Annotated in this window: 24 protein-coding genes; 8 read left to right on the top strand and 16 right to left on the bottom strand. The window is 70.6% G+C overall.

What is annotated here, in order from left to right; translation table 11 throughout:
• Positions 1-30: 30 nt before the first annotated feature.
• Positions 31-738, bottom strand: coding sequence for an antibiotic biosynthesis monooxygenase (locus ACIRB7_RS31745; protein WP_403605644.1), 708 nt, complete (start codon positions 736-738; stop codon positions 31-33).
• Positions 739-832: 94 nt separating this feature from the next.
• Here ACIRB7_RS31745 and ACIRB7_RS31740 point away from each other — a divergent pair, with 94 nt between their 5' ends.
• On the top strand, positions 833-1,276 hold the full coding sequence (locus ACIRB7_RS31740; RefSeq protein ID WP_403605641.1) for a GNAT family N-acetyltransferase: 444 nt from the start codon (positions 833-835) through the stop codon (positions 1,274-1,276).
• 168 nt (positions 1,277-1,444) lie between these two features.
• Positions 1,445-2,329 carry a 4-hydroxy-tetrahydrodipicolinate synthase gene (gene dapA / locus ACIRB7_RS31735; RefSeq protein ID WP_403605638.1) on the top strand — a complete coding sequence of 295 codons (885 nt, stop codon included), beginning with the start codon at positions 1,445-1,447 and terminating at the stop codon, positions 2,327-2,329.
• Here dapA and ACIRB7_RS31730 read toward each other — a convergent pair.
• From ACIRB7_RS31730 to ACIRB7_RS31715, 4 genes are all read right to left on the bottom strand, one after another.
• A complete protein-coding gene (locus ACIRB7_RS31730; RefSeq protein WP_403605635.1) occupies positions 2,308-2,526 on the bottom strand; it encodes a hypothetical protein in 219 nt (72 codons plus the stop codon). The two genes, dapA and ACIRB7_RS31730, sit on opposite strands and share 22 nt — an antisense overlap.
• A 74-nt stretch (positions 2,527-2,600) precedes the next feature.
• Positions 2,601-3,584, bottom strand: a complete 984-nt coding sequence (dapD, locus tag ACIRB7_RS31725; RefSeq protein WP_403605632.1) for a 2,3,4,5-tetrahydropyridine-2,6-dicarboxylate N-succinyltransferase — start codon at positions 3,582-3,584, stop codon at positions 2,601-2,603.
• Positions 3,585-3,628: 44 nt separating this feature from the next.
• On the bottom strand, positions 3,629-4,231 hold the full coding sequence (locus tag ACIRB7_RS31720; RefSeq protein ID WP_403605629.1) for a TetR/AcrR family transcriptional regulator: 603 nt from the start codon (positions 4,229-4,231) through the stop codon (positions 3,629-3,631).
• Positions 4,231-4,551: a DMT family transporter gene (locus ACIRB7_RS31715; protein ID WP_403605626.1), complete on the bottom strand. Its 321-nt coding sequence runs from the start codon at positions 4,549-4,551 to the stop codon at positions 4,231-4,233. The genes ACIRB7_RS31720 and ACIRB7_RS31715 overlap by 1 nt, the downstream gene beginning before the upstream one ends.
• A 63-nt stretch (positions 4,552-4,614) precedes the next feature.
• Here ACIRB7_RS31715 and ACIRB7_RS31710 point away from each other — a divergent pair, with 63 nt between their 5' ends.
• Positions 4,615-5,658: an oxidoreductase gene (locus ACIRB7_RS31710; RefSeq protein ID WP_403605623.1), complete on the top strand. Its 1,044-nt coding sequence runs from the start codon at positions 4,615-4,617 to the stop codon at positions 5,656-5,658.
• Positions 5,659-5,724: 66 nt separating this feature from the next.
• On the opposite strand, the gene ACIRB7_RS31705 is transcribed toward ACIRB7_RS31710, so the two are convergent.
• The 8 genes from ACIRB7_RS31705 to ACIRB7_RS31670 all read right to left on the bottom strand — a co-directional run bounded on the left by ACIRB7_RS31705 (position 5,725) and on the right by ACIRB7_RS31670 (position 12,280).
• Complete coding sequence (locus ACIRB7_RS31705) at positions 5,725-6,063, bottom strand: metal-sulfur cluster assembly factor (protein WP_017238620.1); 339 nt, start codon at positions 6,061-6,063, stop codon at positions 5,725-5,727.
• Positions 6,060-6,530: a Fe-S cluster assembly sulfur transfer protein SufU gene (gene sufU / locus ACIRB7_RS31700; protein ID WP_403605620.1), complete on the bottom strand. Its 471-nt coding sequence runs from the start codon at positions 6,528-6,530 to the stop codon at positions 6,060-6,062. The genes ACIRB7_RS31705 and sufU overlap by 4 nt, the downstream gene beginning before the upstream one ends.
• 9 nt (positions 6,531-6,539) lie before the next feature.
• Entirely contained in the window at positions 6,540-7,808 is a 1,269-nt protein-coding gene (locus tag ACIRB7_RS31695; protein WP_360782725.1) for a cysteine desulfurase, read from the bottom strand.
• Entirely contained in the window at positions 7,805-8,572 is a 768-nt protein-coding gene (sufC, locus tag ACIRB7_RS31690) for a Fe-S cluster assembly ATPase SufC (protein WP_351212893.1), read from the bottom strand. The genes ACIRB7_RS31695 and sufC overlap by 4 nt, the downstream gene beginning before the upstream one ends.
• Before the next feature lie 7 nt (positions 8,573-8,579).
• On the bottom strand, positions 8,580-8,897 hold the full coding sequence (locus ACIRB7_RS31685; protein WP_030692512.1) for a bifunctional 3-phenylpropionate/cinnamic acid dioxygenase ferredoxin subunit: 318 nt from the start codon (positions 8,895-8,897) through the stop codon (positions 8,580-8,582).
• Positions 8,897-10,081 (bottom strand): Fe-S cluster assembly protein SufD, encoded by a 1,185-nt coding sequence (sufD, locus tag ACIRB7_RS31680; RefSeq protein ID WP_403605616.1) that lies wholly within the window; start codon positions 10,079-10,081, stop codon positions 8,897-8,899. Before sufD ends, ACIRB7_RS31685 begins: the two co-directional genes overlap by 1 nt.
• Positions 10,082-10,142: 61 nt before the next feature.
• Positions 10,143-11,558 (bottom strand): Fe-S cluster assembly protein SufB, encoded by a 1,416-nt coding sequence (gene sufB / locus ACIRB7_RS31675; RefSeq protein WP_403605613.1) that lies wholly within the window; start codon positions 11,556-11,558, stop codon positions 10,143-10,145.
• Complete coding sequence (locus tag ACIRB7_RS31670; protein WP_403605610.1) at positions 11,555-12,280, bottom strand: helix-turn-helix transcriptional regulator; 726 nt, start codon at positions 12,278-12,280, stop codon at positions 11,555-11,557. The genes sufB and ACIRB7_RS31670 overlap by 4 nt, the downstream gene beginning before the upstream one ends.
• A gap of 180 nt (positions 12,281-12,460) precedes the next feature.
• On the opposite strand from ACIRB7_RS31670, the gene ACIRB7_RS31665 reads away from it, so the two are divergent.
• From ACIRB7_RS31665 to ACIRB7_RS31655, 3 genes are all read left to right on the top strand, one after another.
• On the top strand, positions 12,461-13,405 hold the full coding sequence (locus tag ACIRB7_RS31665) for an ABC transporter ATP-binding protein (protein WP_403605607.1): 945 nt from the start codon (positions 12,461-12,463) through the stop codon (positions 13,403-13,405).
• Positions 13,406-13,493: 88 nt separating this feature from the next.
• Positions 13,494-14,258, top strand: a complete 765-nt coding sequence (locus tag ACIRB7_RS31660; RefSeq protein WP_403605604.1) for an ABC transporter permease — start codon at positions 13,494-13,496, stop codon at positions 14,256-14,258.
• 65 nt (positions 14,259-14,323) lie between these two features.
• The gene (locus tag ACIRB7_RS31655; RefSeq protein ID WP_403605946.1) at positions 14,324-15,292 is read left to right on the top strand and encodes a heme A synthase; all 969 of its coding nucleotides are present in this window, start codon (positions 14,324-14,326) and stop codon (positions 15,290-15,292) included.
• A 52-nt stretch (positions 15,293-15,344) separates the two neighbouring features.
• On the opposite strand, the gene ACIRB7_RS31650 is transcribed toward ACIRB7_RS31655, so the two are convergent.
• The 3 genes from ACIRB7_RS31650 to ACIRB7_RS31640 form a co-directional block, all read right to left on the bottom strand.
• Positions 15,345-16,445 carry an amidohydrolase family protein gene (locus ACIRB7_RS31650; RefSeq protein WP_403605601.1) on the bottom strand — a complete coding sequence of 367 codons (1,101 nt, stop codon included), beginning with the start codon at positions 16,443-16,445 and terminating at the stop codon, positions 15,345-15,347.
• 75 nt (positions 16,446-16,520) lie between these two features.
• Positions 16,521-16,841 carry a hypothetical protein gene (locus tag ACIRB7_RS31645; RefSeq protein ID WP_351212907.1) on the bottom strand — a complete coding sequence of 107 codons (321 nt, stop codon included), beginning with the start codon at positions 16,839-16,841 and terminating at the stop codon, positions 16,521-16,523.
• 117 nt (positions 16,842-16,958) lie between these two features.
• A complete protein-coding gene (locus ACIRB7_RS31640) occupies positions 16,959-17,912 on the bottom strand; it encodes a heme o synthase (protein ID WP_403605598.1) in 954 nt (317 codons plus the stop codon).
• 307 nt (positions 17,913-18,219) lie between these two features.
• Here ACIRB7_RS31640 and tkt point away from each other — a divergent pair, with 307 nt between their 5' ends.
• Both tkt and tal read left to right on the top strand, forming a co-directional pair.
• Positions 18,220-20,316, top strand: coding sequence for a transketolase (gene tkt, locus ACIRB7_RS31635; RefSeq protein WP_403605595.1), 2,097 nt, complete (start codon positions 18,220-18,222; stop codon positions 20,314-20,316).
• 36 nt (positions 20,317-20,352) lie between these two features.
• Positions 20,353-21,471 carry a transaldolase gene (gene tal / locus ACIRB7_RS31630; RefSeq protein WP_403605592.1) on the top strand — a complete coding sequence of 373 codons (1,119 nt, stop codon included), beginning with the start codon at positions 20,353-20,355 and terminating at the stop codon, positions 21,469-21,471.
• The last annotated feature ends 2 nt before the right edge of the window (positions 21,472-21,473 follow it).

Genomic DNA, 21,473 nt, shown 5'->3' with positions numbered 1-21,473 from the left:
TCCGGTCTCGTCCGGTCTCGTCCGCTCTCGTCACACGCCCGCGCTCAGGCTGAGCGCGGGCGTGTACCGCCGCACCCGGCTGGCGGCGAGCCCCGGGTAGCGGTGCACCCGCGCCCAGGCCCCGTCGAGCGGCGCGTCCAGCCACTCCGTGTGGGCCTCCTCGCTCTCCCACTCGGCCATGTTCAGGACGCGGGTGCCGTCGGTGGACAGATGGAAGTGCGCGCCGATCCCCCCGTGGGCGGGCCGCTTCCCCGCGTCGCCGTCCATGGCGGTGAACACGGTGTCCACCCAGTCCTTCTGACGCTCGTGGTCGGGCCCTTCGAAGTCGACCTCGACGACCGCGACGGCCCCGGGCAGTGCCCGCGCGCTCGGCTCGTCGAGGACGCGGGAGCGGTACGGCGGCGCGTAGCGGTGGAGCACCACCCGCTCGATGCCGGGCACGGCCGCGTCGATCTCGGCGTTCCGGTCGCCGCGGTAGGTCAGGACGAAGTCCTCGTAGGCCTGCTCGGTGGTCCACTGCGAGTAGTGCAGGAGCGTGTCCCCGTCCGTGCCGGTGTACACGCTGTACGAGAGCAGCCCCAGGGCGGGCCACTCCCTGCTCTCCCAGGTCGTGCGGATCGCCTCGACGGCGGCGCGCTGGCGCTCGGGGGTGCCGACCCGCCAGGTACTGGCGAGGACGGCGCCGACTCCGGGGCGGTGGAAGTCGGTGCGGGCGTCGGGGTGTGCGACGGCGTTCATGAAGGGGCTCCTCTTCTCGTTCTCGGAATGCCTCCACCGTCGCCCCTCAACCAAGCTTGAGGTCAAGCCTCCGCCCCGTGCGAGACTGCGGACCATGATCCTTCGCCCCGCCACCCGCGCCGAACTGCCGTCCGTCCTCGCCCTCCTGGCCGACGAACGGACGGTGGTGGACCCCGCCTCGATCACCGTCACCGAGGCGTACGAGCGGGCCTTCGCGGCCATCGAGGCCGATCCGCGCAACGAGATCCTTGTCCTGCTCGACGGGGACCTCGTCCTGGGCTGCCTCCAGGCCACGTACATCCCGGGGCTGGGCAAGGGCGGAGCCGAGCGGGCCCTGATCGAGGCGGTCCGGATCAGGGCGGACCGGCGCGGCGGCGGTCTCGGCCGGGAGCTGATGGAGCGGGCCGTGGCGCGGGCCCGGGAGCGCGGCTGCGCGCTGGTCCAGCTCACCAGCGGCAAGGAGCGGACGGAGGCCCACCGCTTCTACGCCTCCCTGGGCTTCACGCGCAGCCACGACGGCTTCAAGCTGGCGCTCTGAACGGGCTTGGAGCCAGCGCTCCGAACGGGCTTCGAGCCGGCGCTCTGAACGGCTTCGGGCCGGCGCTCCAGAGACCGGTCACCCCACCCCACCCTTCAGTCACGCTTACCTCTCGAACCAAGCAGATCTAAGTGGACCTTCACCATCCGGTGCGGCCAGACTTCCGGGATGAGCACTCAACGCCCCTTCGGCCGCGCCCTCTGCGCGATGATCACCCCGTTCACCCCCGCCGGCGCGCTGGACCTCGACGCGGCGGGGGACCTCGCCGTCCGTCTCGTGGCGCAGGGGTGCGACGGGCTGGTCCTCAACGGCACCACGGGCGAGTCCCCGACCACCAGCGACGCCGAGAAGGCCGCGCTCGTCCGGGCCGTCCGGGAGGCGGTGGGGCCCGGCCCCTCGGTCCTCACCGGTGTCGGCACCGCGGACACCCGGCACACCGTCGAGCTGGCCCGCCAGGCCGAGCGGGCGGGGGCGGACGGGCTGCTCGTCGTCACGCCGTACTACAGCCGCCCGCCGCAGTCGGCCGTCGAGGCGCACTTCCTGAAGGTCGCGGACGCGACCGGCCTGCCGGTGATGGTCTACGACATCCCCGGGCGCACCGGCACCCGGGTCGAGCCGGCGACGATGCGGCGTCTCGCGGAGCACCCGCGGATCGTGGCCGTGAAGGACTGCTCGTACGACCTCCTGGCCTCGGCCCGGCTGATCGCGGAGACCCCGCTCGCGTACTACTCGGGCTGCGAGGAGCTGAACCTGCCGCTGTACGCGGTCGGCGGCGCCGGCTACGTCAGTACGGTGGCGAACGTGGCGCCACGGCAGCTCCGTGCCGTCCTCGACGCCTTCGACGCGGACGACCCGGCGGAGGCGATCCGGCTCAACGCCCTGACGCTGCCGCTGGCCGAGCTGATGATGGCCTCGGGCCTGCCCGGCACGGTGACCGCCAAGGCGCTGCTCGGCGGACCGCTGCGCGAACCGCTGCAGCCCGCCGACCGGGAGACGGTCGACGGGCTGCGGGCGGCGCACGAGAGGCTGGTTCAGGCGGCGTCGGTGGTGTAGGTCCTGCCGAGGATCGCCGCGTGCTCCAGGACGTCCTCCAGCGGGTCGTCGATCTGCCCGGTGTGGAGGACGATGCTGGGGCCGTTGTTCACGGTGGGCCCACTGTTGGTGTGCGTCTCGTCCGCGCGGGCCGCGCCGGCCTGGAGCAGCACCGCCGCCACCGTGAGCACCCCGATGGCTGTGGGCTTGATCCTCATGTCGACTCCTCGCCTTGCCTGCGTGCAGTGACTCTGCGCCTGTCTAACGGAGACATTGACGCAGAGTCACCAGCTCAGTTGTGGCTGTGGAGAACCTCGTTGAGTCCGCCCCAGACCGCGTTGTTCGGGCGGGCCTCGACGGCGCCGGTGACCGAGTTGCGGCGGAAGAGGATGTTCGAGCCGCCGGAGAGCTCGCGGGCCTTCACGATCTGGCCGTCCGGCATCGTGACCCGGGTGCCCGCGGTGACGTACAGACCGGCCTCGACGACACACTCGTCGCCGAGCGCGATGCCGACGCCCGCCTCGGCCCCGATCAGGCAGCGCTCGCCGATCGAGATGACGACGTTGCCGCCGCCCGAGAGGGTGCCCATGGTGGAGGCGCCGCCGCCGATGTCGGAGCCGTCGCCGACGACGACACCGGCGGAGATCCGGCCCTCGACCATGGAGGTGCCGAGGGTGCCGGCGTTGAAGTTGACGAAGCCCTCGTGCATGACGGTGGTGCCGGCGGCGAGGTGGGCGCCGAGGCGGACCCGGTCGGCGTCGGCGATCCGGACCCCGGCGGGCGCGACGTAGTCCGTCATCCGCGGGAACTTGTCGATGCTCGTCACGGCGAGGTGCAGGCCCTCGGCGCGCGCGTTGAGCCGCACCTTCTCGATGTCGTCGACGGCGACCGGCCCGAGCGAGGTCCAGGCGACGTTGGCGAGGAGGCCGAAGACGCCGTCCAGGCTCTGGCCGTGCGGCTTGACGAGGCGGTGGCTGAGCAGGTGCAGACGCAGGTAGGCGTCGTGGGCGTCGAGCGGCTTCTCGTCGAGCGAGCCGATGACGGTACGGACGGCGACCACCTCGACGCCACGGCGGGCGTCGACGCCGAGGGCCTTGGCGGCGCCTTCGCCGAGGGCGTTGACGGCCTCGTCGGGGGTGAGCCGCTCGGTGCCGGCGGGGCCGGGCGCGTCGGTCAGCTCGGGAGCGGGGAACCAGGTGTCGAGAACGGTGCCGTCGCCGGCGATGGTGGCGAGGCCGGCGGCGACGGCGCCGGTGGTGCGAGGAGCAGTGGTCATGACGGAAAACCTAACCGGCGGGGCCCCGCGCGGGCCAACCGGTCTCAGGTGTCGGTCGACCGCGTCGGCGGTTCCGACAGGTCCCGGGCCGGGGAGTTCGGTGGTTCGTTCAGGATCCGCGTCAGCATCACGCGCGCGTACTCCTCGTCGTAGGAGCCGCCGGTGAGCAGGGCCTGGAGGCAGATGCCGTCCATGAGGGCGACCAGGGCCCGGGCAGTGGCGGGGTCGGTGCGGTGGGCCAGGGCGGCGACGACGGACTCGGTCCACTCGGCGGCGACGGGGCGGAGCGCGGGGCGCCGCAGGGCGGCGAGGTAGAGCTCGTACTCCAGCTCCACGCGGGCGCGTTCCCCGCCCGTCCACTCCCCCAGGAGGCGGGCGAGCACGGCCCCGAGGTCGGTGTCCCGCGCGGCGAGGGCGGGGCTCTCGCGCAGCAGCCGCCCGAAGCCCTCGTTGGCCTTGCGGAGCGCGGCGACGAGGAGTTCGTCGAGGGAGGCGAAGTGGTACGTGGTCGAGCCGAGCGGCACGTCCGCCTCCGCGGCCACCGTGCGGTGGCTGAGCCCGGCGATCCCGGACCGCCCGGCCACCCGGAGGGCCGCGTCGACGATCCGCTCCCGCCGGTCGGGGTCGTGACGGCGGGGCCGGCCCATCAGTGCGCGCCGCCGAGGTTGAGGACGGCGACCCCGGCGACGATGAGGACGATCCCGGCGACCTTGGCGAGGCTGAGGGTCTCGCCGAGGAAGAGGATGCCGATGGTGGCGACGGCGGCGGTGCCGACCCCCGACCAGATGGCGTACGCGGTGCCGACCTGGAGCGTCTTGAGGGCCTGCGCCAGGAGCGCGAAGGCGATCAGATAGCCGGCGCCGGTGACGATCGAGGGCCAGAGCTTGGTGAAGCCCTCGCTGTACTTCATCGAGGTGGTGGCGAGTATCTCGGCCGCGATGGCGCCCGCGAGAAGTCCGTAACCCATGTGTACGAGCGTACACAGGACTGCGTACGGGCGTACACATCGGCGGCCTATACGGTGTCCCGCATGACGTTCCCCCCAGGCCCGCCCTACGGCTACGGCTATCCGCCGCCACCCCCGCCGCCGAAGCCGGGCGTGATACCCCTGGCGCCGCTCGATTTCGGCTCGATCCTCGGCGGCGCCTTCATCACCTTCGGCCGTTACTGGAAGCAGCTCCTCGGCGTCACGGCCGCCGTCTACGGCGTGGCGCTCGTGTTCCTGGGCGCGGCCATCGGCATCGCGTTCGCGGCCGTGGGCGACCTCTTCCCGGCCGTGTTCGACCTCCCGGCCGGCCAGGAACCGCGCTGGGAGGACGTCCGCCCGCTGATCGTCGCGTTCGCCTGCGTCTGGGTCGCCGGCCTGATCGCGATCCTCTGCGCCGGCGCCGTGATCGCCGCCGCCAGCCCGGCCGTGGTCCAGGAGGCCGTCCTCGGCCGGCCGACCTCCTTCGGCGCGCTGTGGCACCGGTCCTGGGCCCGGATGCCGGCCGTCCTCGGCACGGTGATCCTGACGAGCCTGCCGATGCTGCTCATGGCGGCGGTGTTCACGGCGGTGTTCATCGCCCTGCTGGCCTCCCTCGGGGGCGGCCCGCTGACCCTGGTGCTCACGGCCTTCGTCGGCGCGGCGTTCGCCGCTCTGCTCGTCGCCCCGCTCGTGCTCTGGCTCTGGGTGAAGTTCAGCCTGGCCCCGGCGGCGGCGGTGATGGAGGGCCGGGGCGTGATCGCCTCGATGCGCCGTTCCTCGGCCCTGATCCGCGGTTCCTGGTGGCGCTCCTGCGGCATCCTGCTGCTCGTCGGTCTCGCGGCCGCCTTCGTCAGCTGGTTCATCCAGCAGATCCTCTCGCTGGTGGCGTCGGCACCGTTGGCGGCCGTCGACTTCTCCGGCGACAGCCCGGGCGCGGTGATCGCCGCCTTCGCGGTGGTCTTCGCGTTCCTGCTCGTCGGGCAGCTGGTCAGCCAGCTGGTCGTGTCCGTCTTCCCCCCGCTGGTGACGGCCCTGCTCTACGTCGACCTGCGCATCCGCAAGGAGAACCTGGCCCCGGACCTCGCCCGGGCCGCGGGCCTGTACTGATCCCGGACACGCGAAACGGCCGTGCCCCGAAGGGCACGGCCGTTCCACACGTCATGGATCAGCGGATCAGACGTTGAAGCCGAGCGCGCGGAGCTGCTCGCGGCCGTCGTCCGTGATCTTGTCCGGGCCCCACGGGGGCATCCAGACCCAGTTGATCTTCAGTTCGTTGACGATGCCGTCCGTCGCGGACTTCGCCTGGTCCTCGATCACATCGGTCAGCGGACAGGCCGCCGACGTCAGGGTCATGTCCAGCGTCGCGACGTTCGAGTCGTCGATGTGGATGCCGTAGATCAGACCCAGGTTGACGACGTCGATGCCCAGCTCGGGGTCGACGACGTCGTACAGCGCCTCGCGGACTTCTTCCTCGGAGGCCGGCTTCATCGTGGCCTCGGCGTTCTCGGTCATGCCGACTTCCTCGCAGACTTCTCGTCGTCGCCCAGCGCCTGGGCGGTCGCGTCCTTCCACGCCATCCAGCTGAGCAGCGCGCACTTCACCCGGGCCGGGTACTTGGACACCCCGGCGAACGCGACCGCGTCCTCCAGGATCTCCTCCATCGCGTCGTCCGGCTCGATCCGGCCCTTGGACTGCATCAGCTCCAGGAAGGTGCCCTGGATCTTCTGCGCCTCGGCCAGCTCCTTGCCGACGAGCAGCTCGTTGAGGACGGAGGCCGAGGCCTGGCTGATGGAACAGCCCTGGCCCTCGTACGACACGTCCTCGATCCGCGAGCCGTCGTACTTCACGCGGAGCGTGATCTCGTCGCCGCACGTCGGGTTGACGTGGTGCACCTCGGCGTCGCCGTCCCGAAGACCGCGCCCGTGGGGGTGCTTGTAGTGGTCCAGGATGACGTCCTGGTACATCGAATCCAGCTTCACGAGAATCCCCTACCCGAAGAAGTTCCGTACGTGCTCCAGACCCGCGACGAGGGCGTCGACCTCACCGGGGGTGGAGTACAGATAGAACGACGCTCGCGTGGTCGCGGGAATTCCGTACCGGAGGCAGACCGGCCGCGCGCAGTGGTGGCCGACCCGGACCGCGATGCCCTCCTCGTCGAGGACCTGGCCCACGTCGTGCGGGTGGATGTCGCCCAGCGTGAAGGAGATCGCCGCGCCGCGGTCCTCGGCCGTGGTGGGGCCGATGATCCGCAGGTCCGGGACCTCTTGGAGGCGCCGGACGGCGTACTCGGTGATCGCGTGCTCGTGGCGCGCGATGTTCTCCATGCCGATCGCCGACAGGTAGTCCACGGCCGCGCCGAGGCCGACGGCCTGGGCGATCGGGGGCGTACCCGCCTCGAACTTGTGCGGGGCCGGCGCGTACGTCGAGGAGTGCATCGAGACGGTCTCGATCATCTCGCCGCCGCCGAGGAAGGGCGGCAGGTCCTCCAGGAGCTCCTGCCGTCCCCACAGCACGCCGATGCCGGTCGGGCCGCACATCTTGTGGCCGGTGAAGGCCACGAAGTCGGCCTGGAGCGCCTGCACGTCCAGGACCATGTGCGGGGCCGCCTGCGAGGCGTCGATGCAGACGAGCGCACCGACCTCCTGGGCGCGGCGGATGATCGTCTCGACCGGGTTGATCGTGCCCAGCAGGTTCGACACCAGCGTGAACGAGACGATCTTGGTCTTCTCGGTGATGACCTCTTCGATGTTCGAGAGGTCGAGACGGCCGTCGTCGGTGAGGCCGAACCACTTCAGCTTCGCGCCCGTGCGCTGCGAGAGCAGCTGCCACGGCACGATGTTGGAGTGGTGCTCCATCTCCGTGATGGCGATCTCGGTCTCGTGGTCCACGCGGTAGGGCTCGTCGGCCCAGCCCAGCATGTTGGCCACGAGGTTGAGCGACTCGGAGGCGTTCTTGGTGAAGATCACCTCGTCGCGGCTCGGCGCGTTGATGAAGGCCGCGACCTTGTCACGGGCGCCTTCGTACAGCGCCGTCGCCTCCTCGGCGACCGTGTAGACGCCGCGGTGGACGTTGGCGTTGTGACGCTCGTAGTACGTGTTGAGCGCGTCGAGGACCTGCCGCGGCTTCTGCGAGGTCGCCGCGGAGTCGAGGTACACGATCTTCTTGTTGTCGTGGACCACGCGATCCAGGAGCGGGAAGTCCTTGCGGATCGCCTCGGTGTCGAGGAGGCCGGAGAGCCCCTGATGGGCAGATGTCACGCGGATGCGCCACCCTTCGTGCTGTAGGCCTCGTAGCCCTCGTTCTCCAGCTTGTCGGCGAGCTCGGCGCCGCCGGACTCGACGATGCGGCCGCCGGAGAAGACGTGCACGAAGTCGGGCTTGATGTAGCGGAGGATCCGGGTGTAGTGCGTGATCAGCAGCGTGCCGACCTCGCCGGTCTCGCGGACACGGTTGACGCCGTCGGAGACCTGACGCAGCGCGTCGACGTCCAGGCCGGAGTCCGTCTCGTCGAGGATCGCGATCTTCGGCTTGAGGAGCTCCATCTGGAGGATCTCGTGGCGCTTCTTCTCACCGCCGGAGAAACCCTCGTTGACGTTGCGCTCGGCGAAGGCCGGGTCCATCTGGAGCTGCTCCATCGCGGACTTGACCTCCTTCACCCAGGTGCGCAGCTTGGGGGCCTCGCCGCGGATCGCCGTCGCCGACGTGCGCAGGAAGTTGGAGACCGAGACGCCGGGGACCTCGACCGGGTACTGCATGGCCAGGAACATGCCGGCGCGGGCGCGCTCGTCGACCGACATCTCCAGGACGTCCTCGCCGTCGAGCGTGACGGTGCCGCTGGTGATCGTGTACTTGGGGTGCCCCGCGATCGAGTACGCGAGGGTCGACTTGCCGGACCCGTTGGGGCCCATGATGGCGTGGGTCTCGCCCTGCTTCACGGTCAGGTCGACGCCCTTGAGGATCTCCTTGGTGCCGTTCTCGACGACGACGGAGACGTGCAGGTCGCGGATTTCAAGCGTTGCCATGGGTGACTCAGGACTCCTGGGTGACGGAGACGAGCACATCGTCCCCTTCGATCTTTACGGGGTATACGGGGACGGGGCGCGTCGCGGGAAGGCCGGAGGGCTTGCCGGTGCGCAGGTCGAAGCTCGACCCGTGCAGCCAGCACTCGATGGCGCAGTCCTCGACCTCGCCCTCCGAGAGGGAGACGTTCGCGTGCGAGCAGATGTCGTTGATCGCGTACACCTCGCCCTCGGTGTGCACGACCGACACCGGCGTGCCGTCGACCTCGACCCGCTTCGGGGTGTCGGCCTCCAGCTCGCTCAGTGCGCAGACTCGGACGAAGGCCATCAGACGGAGGCCTCCAGCTCGGCCTCGATCTTGGCGAGGAGGCGCTCCTGGACGTCCGGCAGACCGATCTGCTGGACCAGTTCCGCGAAGAAGCCGCGGACGACGAGGCGGCGGGCCTCGATCTCCGGGATGCCGCGGGACATCAGGTAGAAGAGCTGCTCGTCGTCGAAGCGGCCGGTGGCCGAGGCGTGACCGGCGCCGGCGATCTCGCCGGTCTCGATCTCCAGGTTCGGTACGGAGTCGACCCGGGCGCCGTCCGTGAGGACCAGGTTCCGGTTGAGCTCGTACGTGTCGGTGCCCTCGGCGGCGGCCTGGATGAGCACGTCACCGATCCAGACGGCGTGCGCGCCCTGACCCTGCAGCGCGCCCTTGTAGGCCACGTTGGACTTGCAGTGCGGGGTGTTGTGGTCGACCAGGAGGCGGTGCTCCTGGTGCTGGCCGGCGTCGGTGAAGTACAGGCCGAAGAGCTCGGCCTCGCCGCCAGGGGCCGCGTACGCCACGCGCGGGTGGATGCGGACGACGTCGCCGCCGAAGGTGACGACGACCGACTTGAAGGAGGCGTCGCGGCCGACCAGCGCGTTGTGCTGGGCGACGTGGACGGCCTTCTCGTCCCAGTCCTGGACGGAGACGACGGTCAGCTTGGCGCCGTCACCGAGGACGTAGTCCACGTTGGCGGCGAACACCGCGTCGCCGGTGTGGTCGATGACCACGACGGCCTCGGCGAAGGCGCCGAGCTCGATCACCTGGTGGCCGAAGGCGACCCCGCCCTGGCCGTGCACGGCGATGCGGATCGGCTCGGTGAGGACGGTCTCCTTGGCGACGGTGACGACCGAGGCCTTCTCGAAGGAGGAGTACGCCTGGGCGGCGACGCGGTCGACGGGCGTGCCGGCCTTGCCGAGGCGCTCGTCCTCACGGCCGACGGTCTCCACGGTGACGCCCTCGGGGGCCTCGATCTCGACCTTGACGCCCTCGCCGGAGGCGACGGCGGTGCCGTCGTGGAGACCGCGGAGGCGCTCGAGCGGCGTGAACCGCCATTCCTCCTCGCGGCCGTGCGGGACGGGGAAGTCCGCGACGTCGAAGGACGGGGGCGCGCTCATGCGCGTGGCGACGGTGGAATCGGCGGCCACCGCGATCGAGCCGGCGGTGGTGGAGCCCGCCGGGATGTTCTGCTGAGCCTCAGCCATGGCTGTCGTGTTGCTCTCTTCCTGCGTACGTGGAATTCGGTCGCTGCGGGTGCGGTGGCTGCTAGCCGACCGCGCCTTCCATCTGCAGCTCGATCAGCCGGTTGAGCTCCAGCGCGTACTCCATCGGGAGTTCCTTGGCGATGGGCTCGACGAAGCCGCGGACGATCATCGCCATGGCCTCGAACTCGGTGAGGCCGCGGCTCATCAGGTAGAAGAGCTGGTCCTCGGAGACCTTGGAGACGGTGGCCTCGTGGCCCATGGAGACGTCGTCCTCGCGCACGTCCACGTAGGGGTACGTGTCGGAGCGGGAGATCGTGTCGACGAGCAGCGCGTCGCAGAGCACGTTGGACTTGGCGCCCGGGGCACCCTCGCCGATCTCGATGAGACCGCGGTAGGAGGTGCGGCCGCCGCCTCGCGCCACCGACTTGGAGACGATGTTGGAGGAGGTGTTCGGGGCCATGTGGACCATCTTGGCGCCGGCGTCCTGGTGCTGGCCCTCGCCCGCGAAGGCGATGGAGAGGGTCTCGCCCCTGGCGTGCTCGCCCATGAGGTAGACGGCCGGGTACTTCATGGTGACCTTGGAGCCGATGTTGCCGTCGACCCACTCCATGGTGGCGCCCTCGTAGGCGACGGCGCGCTTGGTCACCAGGTTGTAGACGTTGTTCGACCAGTTCTGGATGGTCGTGTAGCGGCAGCGGCCGCCCTTCTTGACGATGATCTCGACGACGGCGCTGTGCAGCGAGTCCGAGGAGTAGATCGGGGCGGTGCAGCCCTCGACGTAGTGGACGTAGGCGTCCTCGTCGACGATGATCAGCGTCCGCTCGAACTGGCCCATGTTCTCCGTGTTGATACGGAAGTAGGCCTGGAGCGGGATCTCGACGTGCACGCCCTTCGGCACGTAGATGAAGGAGCCGCCGGACCACACGGCCGTGTTCAGGGAGGCGAACTTGTTGTCGCCGACCGGGATGACCGTGCCGAAGTACTCGCGGAAGAGCTCCTCGTGCTCCTTCAGCGCGGTGTCGGTGTCGACGAAGATGACGCCCTGCTCCTCCAGGTCCTCGCGGATCTGGTGGTAGACGACCTCGGACTCGTACTGGGCGGCGACACCGGCGACGAGGCGCTGCTTCTCGGCCTCGGGGATGCCGAGCTTGTCGTACGTGTTCTTGATGTCCTCGGGCAGTTCCTCCCAGGAAGCGGCCTGCTTCTCGGTGGAGCGCACGAAGTACTTGATGTTGTCGAAGTCGATGCCGGAGAGGTCGGAGCCCCAGGTGGGCATGGGCTTCTTGCCGAAGAGCCGCAGACCCTTGAGACGCAGCTTCAGCATCCACTCGGGCTCGTTCTTCTTCGAGGAGATGTCGCGGACGACGTCCTCGTTGAGGCCACGCTTGGCGGTGGCACCGGCCGTGTCGGAGTCGGCCCAGCCGTACTCGTACCGACCCAGGCCCTCAAGCTCGGGGTGGCTGATCTCGGTGGTCATGCGGGGTTCCTCCCGGCGGTACTGGCGGATGCTGAAGGGGTGGCCTGTGGGGCGCTGTGCGGGATGAACGTGGTGCAGACGCCGTCACCATGCGCGATGGTGGCCAGACGCTGGACGTGCGTTCCCAGGAGGCGGGAGAAGTACTCCGTCTCCGCCTCGCACAGCTGGGGGTACTGCTCGGCGACGTGCGCGACCGGGCAGTGGTGCTGGCAGAGCTGCTCGCCGACCGGCGCGTTCCGCGCAGTGGCAGCGTACCCGTCCGCCGTCAGGGCCTTGGCGAGCGCCTCGGTCCGCTGCGCGGGCTCGGCCGCCTCGACGGCCTCGCGGTACGCGCTGCCCTGGGCCTCGATCCGGTCGCGGGCGAAGGCGGCGACGGCCGCCTCTCCACCGGCGTTGCGCTCGATCCAGCGGAGCGCCTCGACGGCCAGGGAGTCGTACGACTGGTCGAAGGCGTCCCTGCCGCAGTCGGTGAGCGCGAAGATCTTCGCGGGGCGGCCGCGGGCCCTGGTCCCGTAGACGCGCTTCTCACGGGCTTCGACGACCTTCTCGGCGACCAGCGAGTCGAGGTGCCTGCGGACGGCCGCCTGGGTGAGGCGGAGCCGCCCGGCCAGATCGGCGACGGTCGAGGGACCGTGGTCCAGGATCGACCGCGCGACCCGGTTGCGCGTGGAACGCTCTCGGGTCGCGAGTTCCTCCACCGGAGCCGCGCCAACGTTTTTCACAACGCCATTGTTGCGTAATTAATCTCGGACTGACAAGCGACGTCCACGGCGTGGTCGGTGCCGTGCGTCACTCAGGTAAGGCTTACCTGACCTGCGGAAATGATCATTCGTAGGACGAATGAAGGCCCTCGCGGGGCCCCGAGACCGGCGCACCCCCAGGGGCTCTCTAGACTTCCCGACATGCGAAACACGCCCGCCGACGGCCCTGACAGCGCCGTCCGCGTACGCGGCCTGGTCAAGCGGTACGGAAGCAGGACCGCCGTCGACGGCCTCGACCTCGACGTGCGCGCGGGCACCGTCACCGCCGTCCTCGGACCCAACGGGGCCGGCAAGACCACCACCATCGAGACCTGCGAGGGCTACCGCAGGCCCGACGGCGGCAGCGTCCGTGTCCTCGGCCTCGACCCGGTCGCCGACGCGGCGGCCCTCCGCCCCCGGATCGGCGTCATGCTCCAGTCCGGCGGCGTCTACTCCGGCGCCCGCGCCGACGAGATGCTCCGCCACATGGCGAAGCTCCACGCCCACCCCCTGGACGTGGACGCCCTCGTCGAGCGGCTCGGACTCGGCTCCTGCGGCCGTACGACCTACCGGCGCCTCTCCGGCGGCCAGCAGCAGCGTCTCGCGCTCGCCATGGCCGTCGTCGGCCGCCCCGAGCTCGTCTTCCTCGACGAGCCGACCGCAGGCCTCGACCCGCAGGCCCGCCGCGCCACCTGGGACCTCGTACGGGAGCTGCGCGCCGACGGGGTGACCGTGGTCCTCACCACGCACTTCATGCAGGAGGCCGAGGAGCTCGCGGACGACGTCGCCATCGTCGACGCCGGCCGGGTCGCCGCCCAGGGCAGCCCCGAGGAGCTGTGCCGGGGCGGCGCCGAGAACACCCTGCGCTTCACCGGACGCGCCGGGCTCGACCTCGGCTCCCTGCTCAAGGCCCTGCCGGACGGCTCGGCCGCCGCGGAGCCGCTCCCCGGCATGTACAGGATCACCGGCACCGTCGACCCGCAGCTGCTCGCCACGGTCACCAGCTGGTGTGCCCAGCACGGCGTCATGCCCGAGGGCATCGCCGTCGAGCGCCACACCCTGGAAGACGTCTTTCTGGAGCTGACCGGCAAGGAGCTGAGGGCATGAAGTCGGGCACCACACCGATCTGCCGGGGGTCCGGGGGTCGCCCCCCGGGCAAGCACAGCCTGGAGCTGACCGGCAAGGAGCTGAGGGCATGAAGTCGGGCACCTACTCCCCCAAGCCCGGCGCGGCCCCCGTCGGCCGCATGATCGCGGCGCAGACGGCCCTGGAGACCCGGATGCTGCTGCGCAACGGCGAGCAGCTGCTCCTGACGGTGATCATCCCCTCGCTGCTCCTGGTGCTCTTCTCGACCGTCGACGTCGTCGACACGGGTGCGGGCGAGGCCGTCGACTTCCTCACCCCCGGCGTCCTCGCGCTCGCCGTGATGTCCACCGCCTTCACCGGCCAGGCCATCGCGACCGGTTTCGAGCGGCGGTACGGGGTGCTCAAGCGCCTCGGCGCCTCGCCGCTCCCCCGCTGGGCGCTGATGACCGCGAAGACGCTGTCCGTCCTGGTCACCGAGGTCCTCCAGATCGCGCTCCTGACGGTGATCGCGCTGGGGCTCGGCTGGTCCCCGCAGGGCAACCCCGGCTCGGTCGCCCTCCTCCTGGTGCTCGGCACGGCCGCCTTCTCCGGCCTCGGCCTGCTGATGGCGGGCACCCTCAAGGCAGAGGCCACCCTCGCCGCCGCGAACCTGGTCTTCCTGCTGCTCCTGGTCGGCGGCGGGGTCATCGTCCCGCTGGAGAAGTTCGGCGCCGCGGGCGACGTCCTCGCACTGCTGCCGATCGCCGCCCTCTCGGACGGCCTGCGGGACGTCCTCCAGGGCGGCGCGTCGATGCCCTGGGGCGACGCGCTGATCCTGGCGGTCTGGGCGGTCCTGGGGCTCGGTGCCGCGGCGCGGTTCTTCCGCTGGGAGTAACCGTAAGGTTCCGTTCGGCCACATACGCCCCCCCTCGTGAAAGCGCGCACAAGCGCCGTCCTACGATAGGGCCCGTGCTGACCCCCCTCGCCTTCATCGCCAGGCGCTGGACCCCGTCCCCCGGGACGCTCCGGCGCGCCGCGCTCTCCGCCGTCGTGATGAGCGTGCTCATCATCGTCACGGGTGGCGCGGTCCGGCTGACCGGTTCCGGTCTCGGCTGCGACACCTGGCCCAAGTGCACCGACGACAGCCTGATCGTGACGCCCGAGCAGGGCTACCGCGGTGTGATCGAGTTCGGCAACCGGATGCTGACGTACGTCCTGTCGGCGGCCGTCGGCTGGGCGATCGTCGCCGCGCGGTCCACCAAGCCCTGGCGGCGCGGGCTGACCCGGCTCGGCTGGGCCCAGTTCTGGATCGTGATGAGCAACGCCGTCCTCGGTGGCATCACGGTGTGGATGGGCCTCAACCCGTGGACGGTGGCAGGACACTTCCTCGCCGCGAACGCCCTCCTCACCGTCGCCGTCATCACCTGGCACCGCACCGGCGAGGGCGACACCGCCCCCCGCCCGCGCGTGCCGCGCCCGGTGCGGAAGCTGTCCTGGGCGATCACGATCACCTCCGGTCTGCTGATCGCGCTCGGCACCGCGGTGACCGGCGCCGGCAAGCACGCCGGTGACAGCAGCGACGTCCCGCGCATGCCGTGGGACTGGACGAACGCCGCGCACGTCCACGCGATCGCCGCCTGGGTCGTCTGCGCCCTCGCGCTCGCGATGTGGCTGGTCCTGCGCGTGGTCGACGCCCCGGTCGACACCCGGGCGCGCGCCCGTGACCTGCTGATCGTGCTGCTCGCGCAGGGCGGCATCGGCTATGTCCAGTACTTCGCCGGGGTCCCCGAGATCCTGGTCGGCGCCCATATGCTCGGCTCCTCGCTGATGTGGATCGCGGTGCTGCGACTCGCCCTGAGCCTGCGCGAGCGCCCCCTGCCCACCGCCGACATCCCGGCCCAGGCCGAGCCGGTGCCGGCCACGGCCTGACCCACCGGCCACCGGCTCACCGGCCACGGCCTCACCGACCCCACCGACGGGTCTACCGGCTCCGCGCGAGCCGGTAGACCCGTCGCGCGTTGTCCCCCGCGATCATCGCGGCGACCCGCTGGGCGTCCGTACGTGACCAGGCGCCGTCCATGACCCACTCGCCGAGCACCCGTGTGACGGCGGTACGGAAGACGCTCGCGGCGACGACGTGCAGCTCGGGCAGCCCGTGGGCGCCGCTGGAGAACAGCAGCTTGCCGAACGGCGCCCGCTCCAGGACCTCGGCGAGGACGGCCGCCGCCCGCGCCCCCGTGTGGGCGAGGACGGGGCCGAGATCCGCGTACACGTGCGCGTGCGCACCGGTCAGCCGCGCGGCGGCGCGGTGGTACGGGTAGGAGTGCAGCAGCACCAGGTCGGTGCCGAGGCCCGAGGTGGCGGCGGCGAATCCGGCGACCGAAGCCGGGTCCCGGTCCCCGGTGTGCAGTTGGAGGGGGCGCCCGGCGGTGACCGCGATCCAGAGCAGATGGCGCAGCAGGACGGGGTCGGCGAGCCGGCCGCCGGCCGGGCGTCCGGCGAGCCAGCGCCCCGCCGCCCCGCGTACCTCCCCGGGCCCGGGCGGTTCCGGCGCGTACGCGAGCCCCTGGCGTACCCCCGCCACGGAGGCGAAGGCCACGGCGTTGACGGCGGCCCCGTGGACGGCCTCGGCGAGGTTGGCGAGGAAGGCCTCGACGGTGCCCGAGGTGTCGGCGACCTGTTCGGCGAGGGGTTCGAGCCGGACGATCTCGTGGGCCTCGGCCGCGCCCGTGGCGGCGATCTCGGCGGGTCCCGTCAGATCCTCGGGGAGCCCGGTGTCGACGAGGTACGTGGAGATCCCGGAGGAGCGGAGGAGACGTCGGCCCGCCTCGGCGACGCCGAGCTCGCGGCGGCGCGCGAGGTAGCGGGCGGGCGGGCAGTGCGGTTCGAGGCCGAGGAGCGGCGGGCACCAGCGGCGTACGGCGAACCCGGTCTGGGTGTCGAAGAAGGTGGTGCCCGCGGCGGGCAGGGTGGTGCTCCCGCCGAGCTGGGCTCCGAGGCGGGCCTCGAAGGTGCCGAGGCCGAGCTCGGTACGGAGCACCCCGTGGCAGTACTGGTCCACCAGGCTCGGCGTGTCGATCATCTCGGGGGGCTCCCTGTGTGGACGTGTCGCGTCTCCACACGTCCTAACGGGTGAGCCCCGCGCGAGGTTGTTGCCTCAGCCGTTGGAGGGGCCGCCGATCTGGATACCGGCCATCCGGGTCCACTCGTACGGGCCGGTGACGACCTTGGCGGCGATCTCGCCGTCGAACTCCTCGTGGAGGGTGAGGCCGGCCTTCTCTGCGGCCTGCTGCGCGATCGCGTACGTGGGCGCGACGAGGTCGCCCCAGCCGCCGTCCGTGCCGACGAGGACGATCCGGGTGCCCGCCTGGCCGATGTGCGCGAGGTGCCCCTCGGAGCCGCCGTGCGCCTTGGAGAAGGCCTGGATCTCCTTGGCGAGCTTGGCCGCCTTGCGCTCTTCGTGCTTCGTTTCTGCCATGACAACGATGCTACCGACGCGTAGATCGAGTGACGACGGCCGGGCCACGTGGCCTATCCCACGTGACCCGGCCGTCGGCCGAGCAGATCATCTGAGCGGTACGTCGTCGAAGAAGCCCTAGCGGAGGAAGGGGTCCACCGCGACCGCCACGAAGAGCAGCGACACATAGGTGATGGACCAGTGGAAGAGGCGCATCTCCTTGAGCTTCGCGCCGGAGGCGCCCGCCTTGGCGCGGTTGAGCAGGCCGTGCGCCTCCCAGAGCCACCAGCCGCCGGTGAGCAGCGCCACCGCCAGGTAGAACCAGCCGGTGTAGCCGAGCGGCGTGAGCAGCAGCGAGACGGCGACCATCACCCAGCTGTACGCGACGATCTGCTTGGCCACGACCTTGTTGGAGGCGAGCACCGGGAGCATCGGCACGCCCGCGCGTGCGTAGTCGTCCTTCACCTTCATCGACAGCGGCCAGTAGTGCGGCGGCGTCCAGAAGAAGATGACGAGGAAGAGGATGATCGCGGCCCAGGACATCGAGTTCGTGACGGCGGACCAGCCGATGAGCACCGGCAGGCAGCCGGCGATGCCGCCCCAGACGATGTTCTGCGCGGTCCTGCGCTTCAGGATCATCGTGTAGACCACGACGTAGAAGAGGAGCGCGCCGAGCGAGAGGGCGGCGGAGAGCCAGTTGACGAGCAGGCCGAACCAGAGCGTGGAGACCACGGCGAGGGTGAGGCCGAAGACCAGGCCCTCCCGCGGTGTCAGGACGCCGGTGACCAGCGGACGCTGGGACGTGCGGTCCATCAGCGCGTCGATGTCGCGGTCGATGTACATGTTCAGGGCGTTTGCGCCGCCCGCGGAGAGGTAGCCGCCGAAACAGGTGGCGAGTACCAGCCACAGGTCGGGCACGCCCTGCTCGGCGAGGAACATCACCGGGACGGTCGTGATGAGCAGCAGTTCGATGATCCGCGGCTTGGTCAGCGCCACGAATGCCTTGACGCGGGCCCCGAACGGCCGATGGCCTCCCGGGCTGGGAGTCAAGACGACCCCTGCGGGTCGGGACTCGACGGCCGTCACGCACACCCCTGACAGAGAAATTCCCAGCAAGCCCCCCGCATGAAGGCGGGGTGAAGCTTGCGCGTACCACGCCACTGTAGACGTTGCCCAGACGCCGATCTTCGCGGGGGTGGGGTCGTGTTGAGGGGGTGTGTCCCAAGGCGTGGACACGCTTCGGGAGGCGAACTCGCACGGGCGGCGGCAGTCTTGCTGTGTCCGCTCATTTGAGGGGCATGAGCACGAAAAGAGGGGGCCCCGGCGGGGGTAGGCTCGACACCGCCGGTACACCCTCAGTCACCGGCTTCAGACATGTGGAGAGGAGCCCTGACCCAGGGTGAGCACTAAGCCGACCACCACAGACCTCGAGTGGACCGAGTTGGACCAGCGGGCCGTCGACACCGCCCGCATCCTGGCCGCGGACGCCGTACAGAAGGTCGGCAACGGCCATCCTGGTACGGCGATGAGCCTGGCGCCCGCCGCGTACACCCTCTTCCAGAAGGTGATGCGGCACGACCCGGCCGACCCCGAGTGGGTCGGGCGCGACCGGTTCGTCCTCTCCGCCGGCCACTCGTCCCTGACCCTCTACACCCAGCTGTACCTGGGGGGCTTCGGGCTCGAACTGGACGACCTGAAGGCCTTCCGTACCTGGGGTTCGAAGACCCCCGGTCACCCGGAGTACGGCCACACCGCCGCCGTCGAGACGACCACCGGCCCGCTGGGCCAGGGTGTCGCCAACGCGGTGGGCATGGCGATGGCCGCCCGCTACGAGCGCGGTCTGTTCGACCCGGAGGCCGCCACCGGCGCCTCCCCGTTCGACCACCGGATCTACGCGATCGCCGGTGACGGCTGCCTCCAGGAGGGCATCTCCGCGGAGGCCTCCTCGCTCGCCGGCCACCAGAAGCTCGGCAACCTGATCCTGCTGTGGGACGACAACCACATCTCGATCGAGGGCGACACCGAGACGGCCGTGTCCGAGGACACGATGAAGCGGTACGAGGCGTACGGCTGGCACGTCCAGCGCGTCGAGCCGCAGGCCAACGGCGACCTGGACCCGGCCGCGCTGTACACGGCGATCAAGGCCGCGGAGGCCGAGACCGAGCGTCCGTCGTTCATCGCGATGCGCTCGATCATCGCCTGGCCCGCGCCGAACGCGCAGAACACCGAGGCCGCGCACGGCTCGGCGCTCGGCGACGAGGAGATCGCGGCCACCAAGCGCGTCCTGGGCTTCGACCCGGAGCAGACCTTCGAGGTCTCCGACGAGGTCATCGCGCACACCCGTTCGCTCGGCGACCGTGGCCGTGAGGCCCGCGCCGCGTGGGAGAAGTCGCTCGCCGAGTGGCGTACGGCCAACCCGGAGCGCGCCGCCGAGTTCGACCGCATCCAGGCGAACGAGCTGCCGGCCGGCTGGGCCGAGAAGCTCCCGGTCTTCGAGCCGGGCAAGGGTGTCGCCACCCGTGCCGCCTCGGGCCAGGTCCTCAAGGCGCTCGGCGCGGTCATCCCGGAGCTGTGGGGCGGCTCGGCCGACCTCGCCGGCTCGAACAACACGACGATCGACAAGGACTCGTCGTTCCTGCCCGAGGGCAACCCGCTGCCGGAGGCCGACAAGTACGGCCGCACGATCCACTTCGGCATCCGCGAGCACTCCATGGCCGCGGAGATGAACGGCATCGCGCTGCACGGCAACACGCGCGTCTACGGCGGCACCTTCCTGGTGTTCTCCGACTACATGCGCAACGCCGTGCGTCTGTCCGCGCTGATGCACCTGCCGGTGACGTACGTCTGGACCCACGACTCGATCGGTCTGGGCGAGGACGGCCCGACGCACCAGCCGGTGGAGCACCTCGCCTCGCTGCGCGCGATCCCCGGTCTGAACGTGGTCCGGCCCGCCGACGCCAACGAGACGGCGATCGCCTGGCGGGAGATCATGCAGCGCCACACCAAGGTCTTCGGCAAGGGCGCCCCGCACGGTCTGGCGCTCACCCGCCAGGGCGTTCCGACGTACGCGCCGAACGAGGACACCGTCAAGGGCGGCTACGTGCTCTTCGACGCCGAGAACGCCGAGAACGGTGAGCCGGAGGTCGTGCTGATCGCGACCGGCTCCGAGGTGCACCTGGCCGTCGAGGCCCGCGAGCAGCTCCAGGCCGCCGGTGTCCCGACCCGCGTGGTCTCGATGCCGTCCGTGGAGTGGTTCGAGGAGCAGGACCAGGCGTACAAGGACTCCGTCCTGCCGCCGTCGGTGAAGGCCCGTGTCGCGGTCGAGGCCGGTATCGGTCTCACCTGGCACCGGTACGTCGGGGACGCCGGCCGGATCGTCTCCCTGGAGCACTTCGGTGCCTCGGCGGACGCGAAGGTCCTGTTCCGCGAGTTCGGGTTCACGCCGGAGGCGATCGTCGCCGCCGCACGGGAATCGATCGACGCCGCCGCGCGCTGACCCGCATACGTACGACTTAATGGAGATGCAATTCTCATGACAGACGCTCTCAAGCGCCTCTCCGACGAAGGCGTCGCGATCTGGCTGGACGACCTCTCGCGTCAGCGGATCACCTCCGGCAACCTGGCCGAGCTGCTCGACCAGAGCCATGTGGTCGGTGTGACCACGAACCCGTCGATCTTCCAGAAGGCGATCTCCGAGGGGCACGGCTACGACCAGCAGCTGGCCGACCTCGCCGCCCGCAAGGTGACCGTCGACGAGGCCATCCGCATGATCACGACGGCGGACGTCCGTGACGCCGCCGATATCCTGCGGCCGGTCTTCGACGCGACCGACGGCCAGGACGGCCGGGTGTCCATCGAGGTCGACCCGCGTCTCGCCCACGAGACGACCGCGACCATCGCGGAGGCCAAGCAGCTGGCCTGGCTGGTGGACCGGCCCAACACGCTCATCAAGATCCCGGCCACCCAGGCGGGTCTGCCGGCGATCACCGAGGTCATCGGCCTCGGCATCAGCGTCAACGTCACGCTGATCTTCTCCCTCGAGCGCTACCGCGCAGTCATGGACGCCTACCTGGCGGGTCTGGAGAAGGCCCGCGAGCGCGGCCTGGACCTCTCCAAGATCCACTCGGTGGCGTCCTTCTTCGTGTCCCGGGTGGACTCGGAGATCGACAAGCGCCTGGACGGCATCGGCACGGACGAGGCCAAGGCCCTCAAGGGCAAGGCCGCCCTGGCCAACGCGCGTCTGGCGTACGAGGCGTACGAGGAGGTCTTCTCCTCGGAGCGCTGGGCCGCCCTCGACAAGGCGCAGGCCAACAAGCAGCGTCCGCTGTGGGCCTCGACCGGCGTCAAGGACCCGGCGTACAAGGACACCCTGTACGTGGTGGACCTGGTCGCCCCCGGCACGGTCAACACCATGCCGGAAGCCACCCTGGAGGCCACCGCCGACCACGGCGAGGTCACCGGTGACACCGTGCGCGGCACGTACGACCGGTCGCGCGCCGAGCTGGCGGCCGTCGAGAAGCTGGGCATCGGCTACGACGAGGTCGTCCAGCTCCTGGAGGACGAGGGCGTCGAGAAGTTCGAGGCGTCCTGGAACGACCTGCTCAAGTCCACCGAGGCAGAGCTGAAGCGCCTCGCACCTTCGGAGGCGTAAGC

Source organism: Streptomyces sp. NPDC093795 (assembly GCF_044764665.1).
Classification (GTDB): domain Bacteria; phylum Actinomycetota; class Actinomycetes; order Streptomycetales; family Streptomycetaceae; genus Streptomyces.
This window is presented reverse-complemented; position numbering and strand designations above follow the sequence as displayed.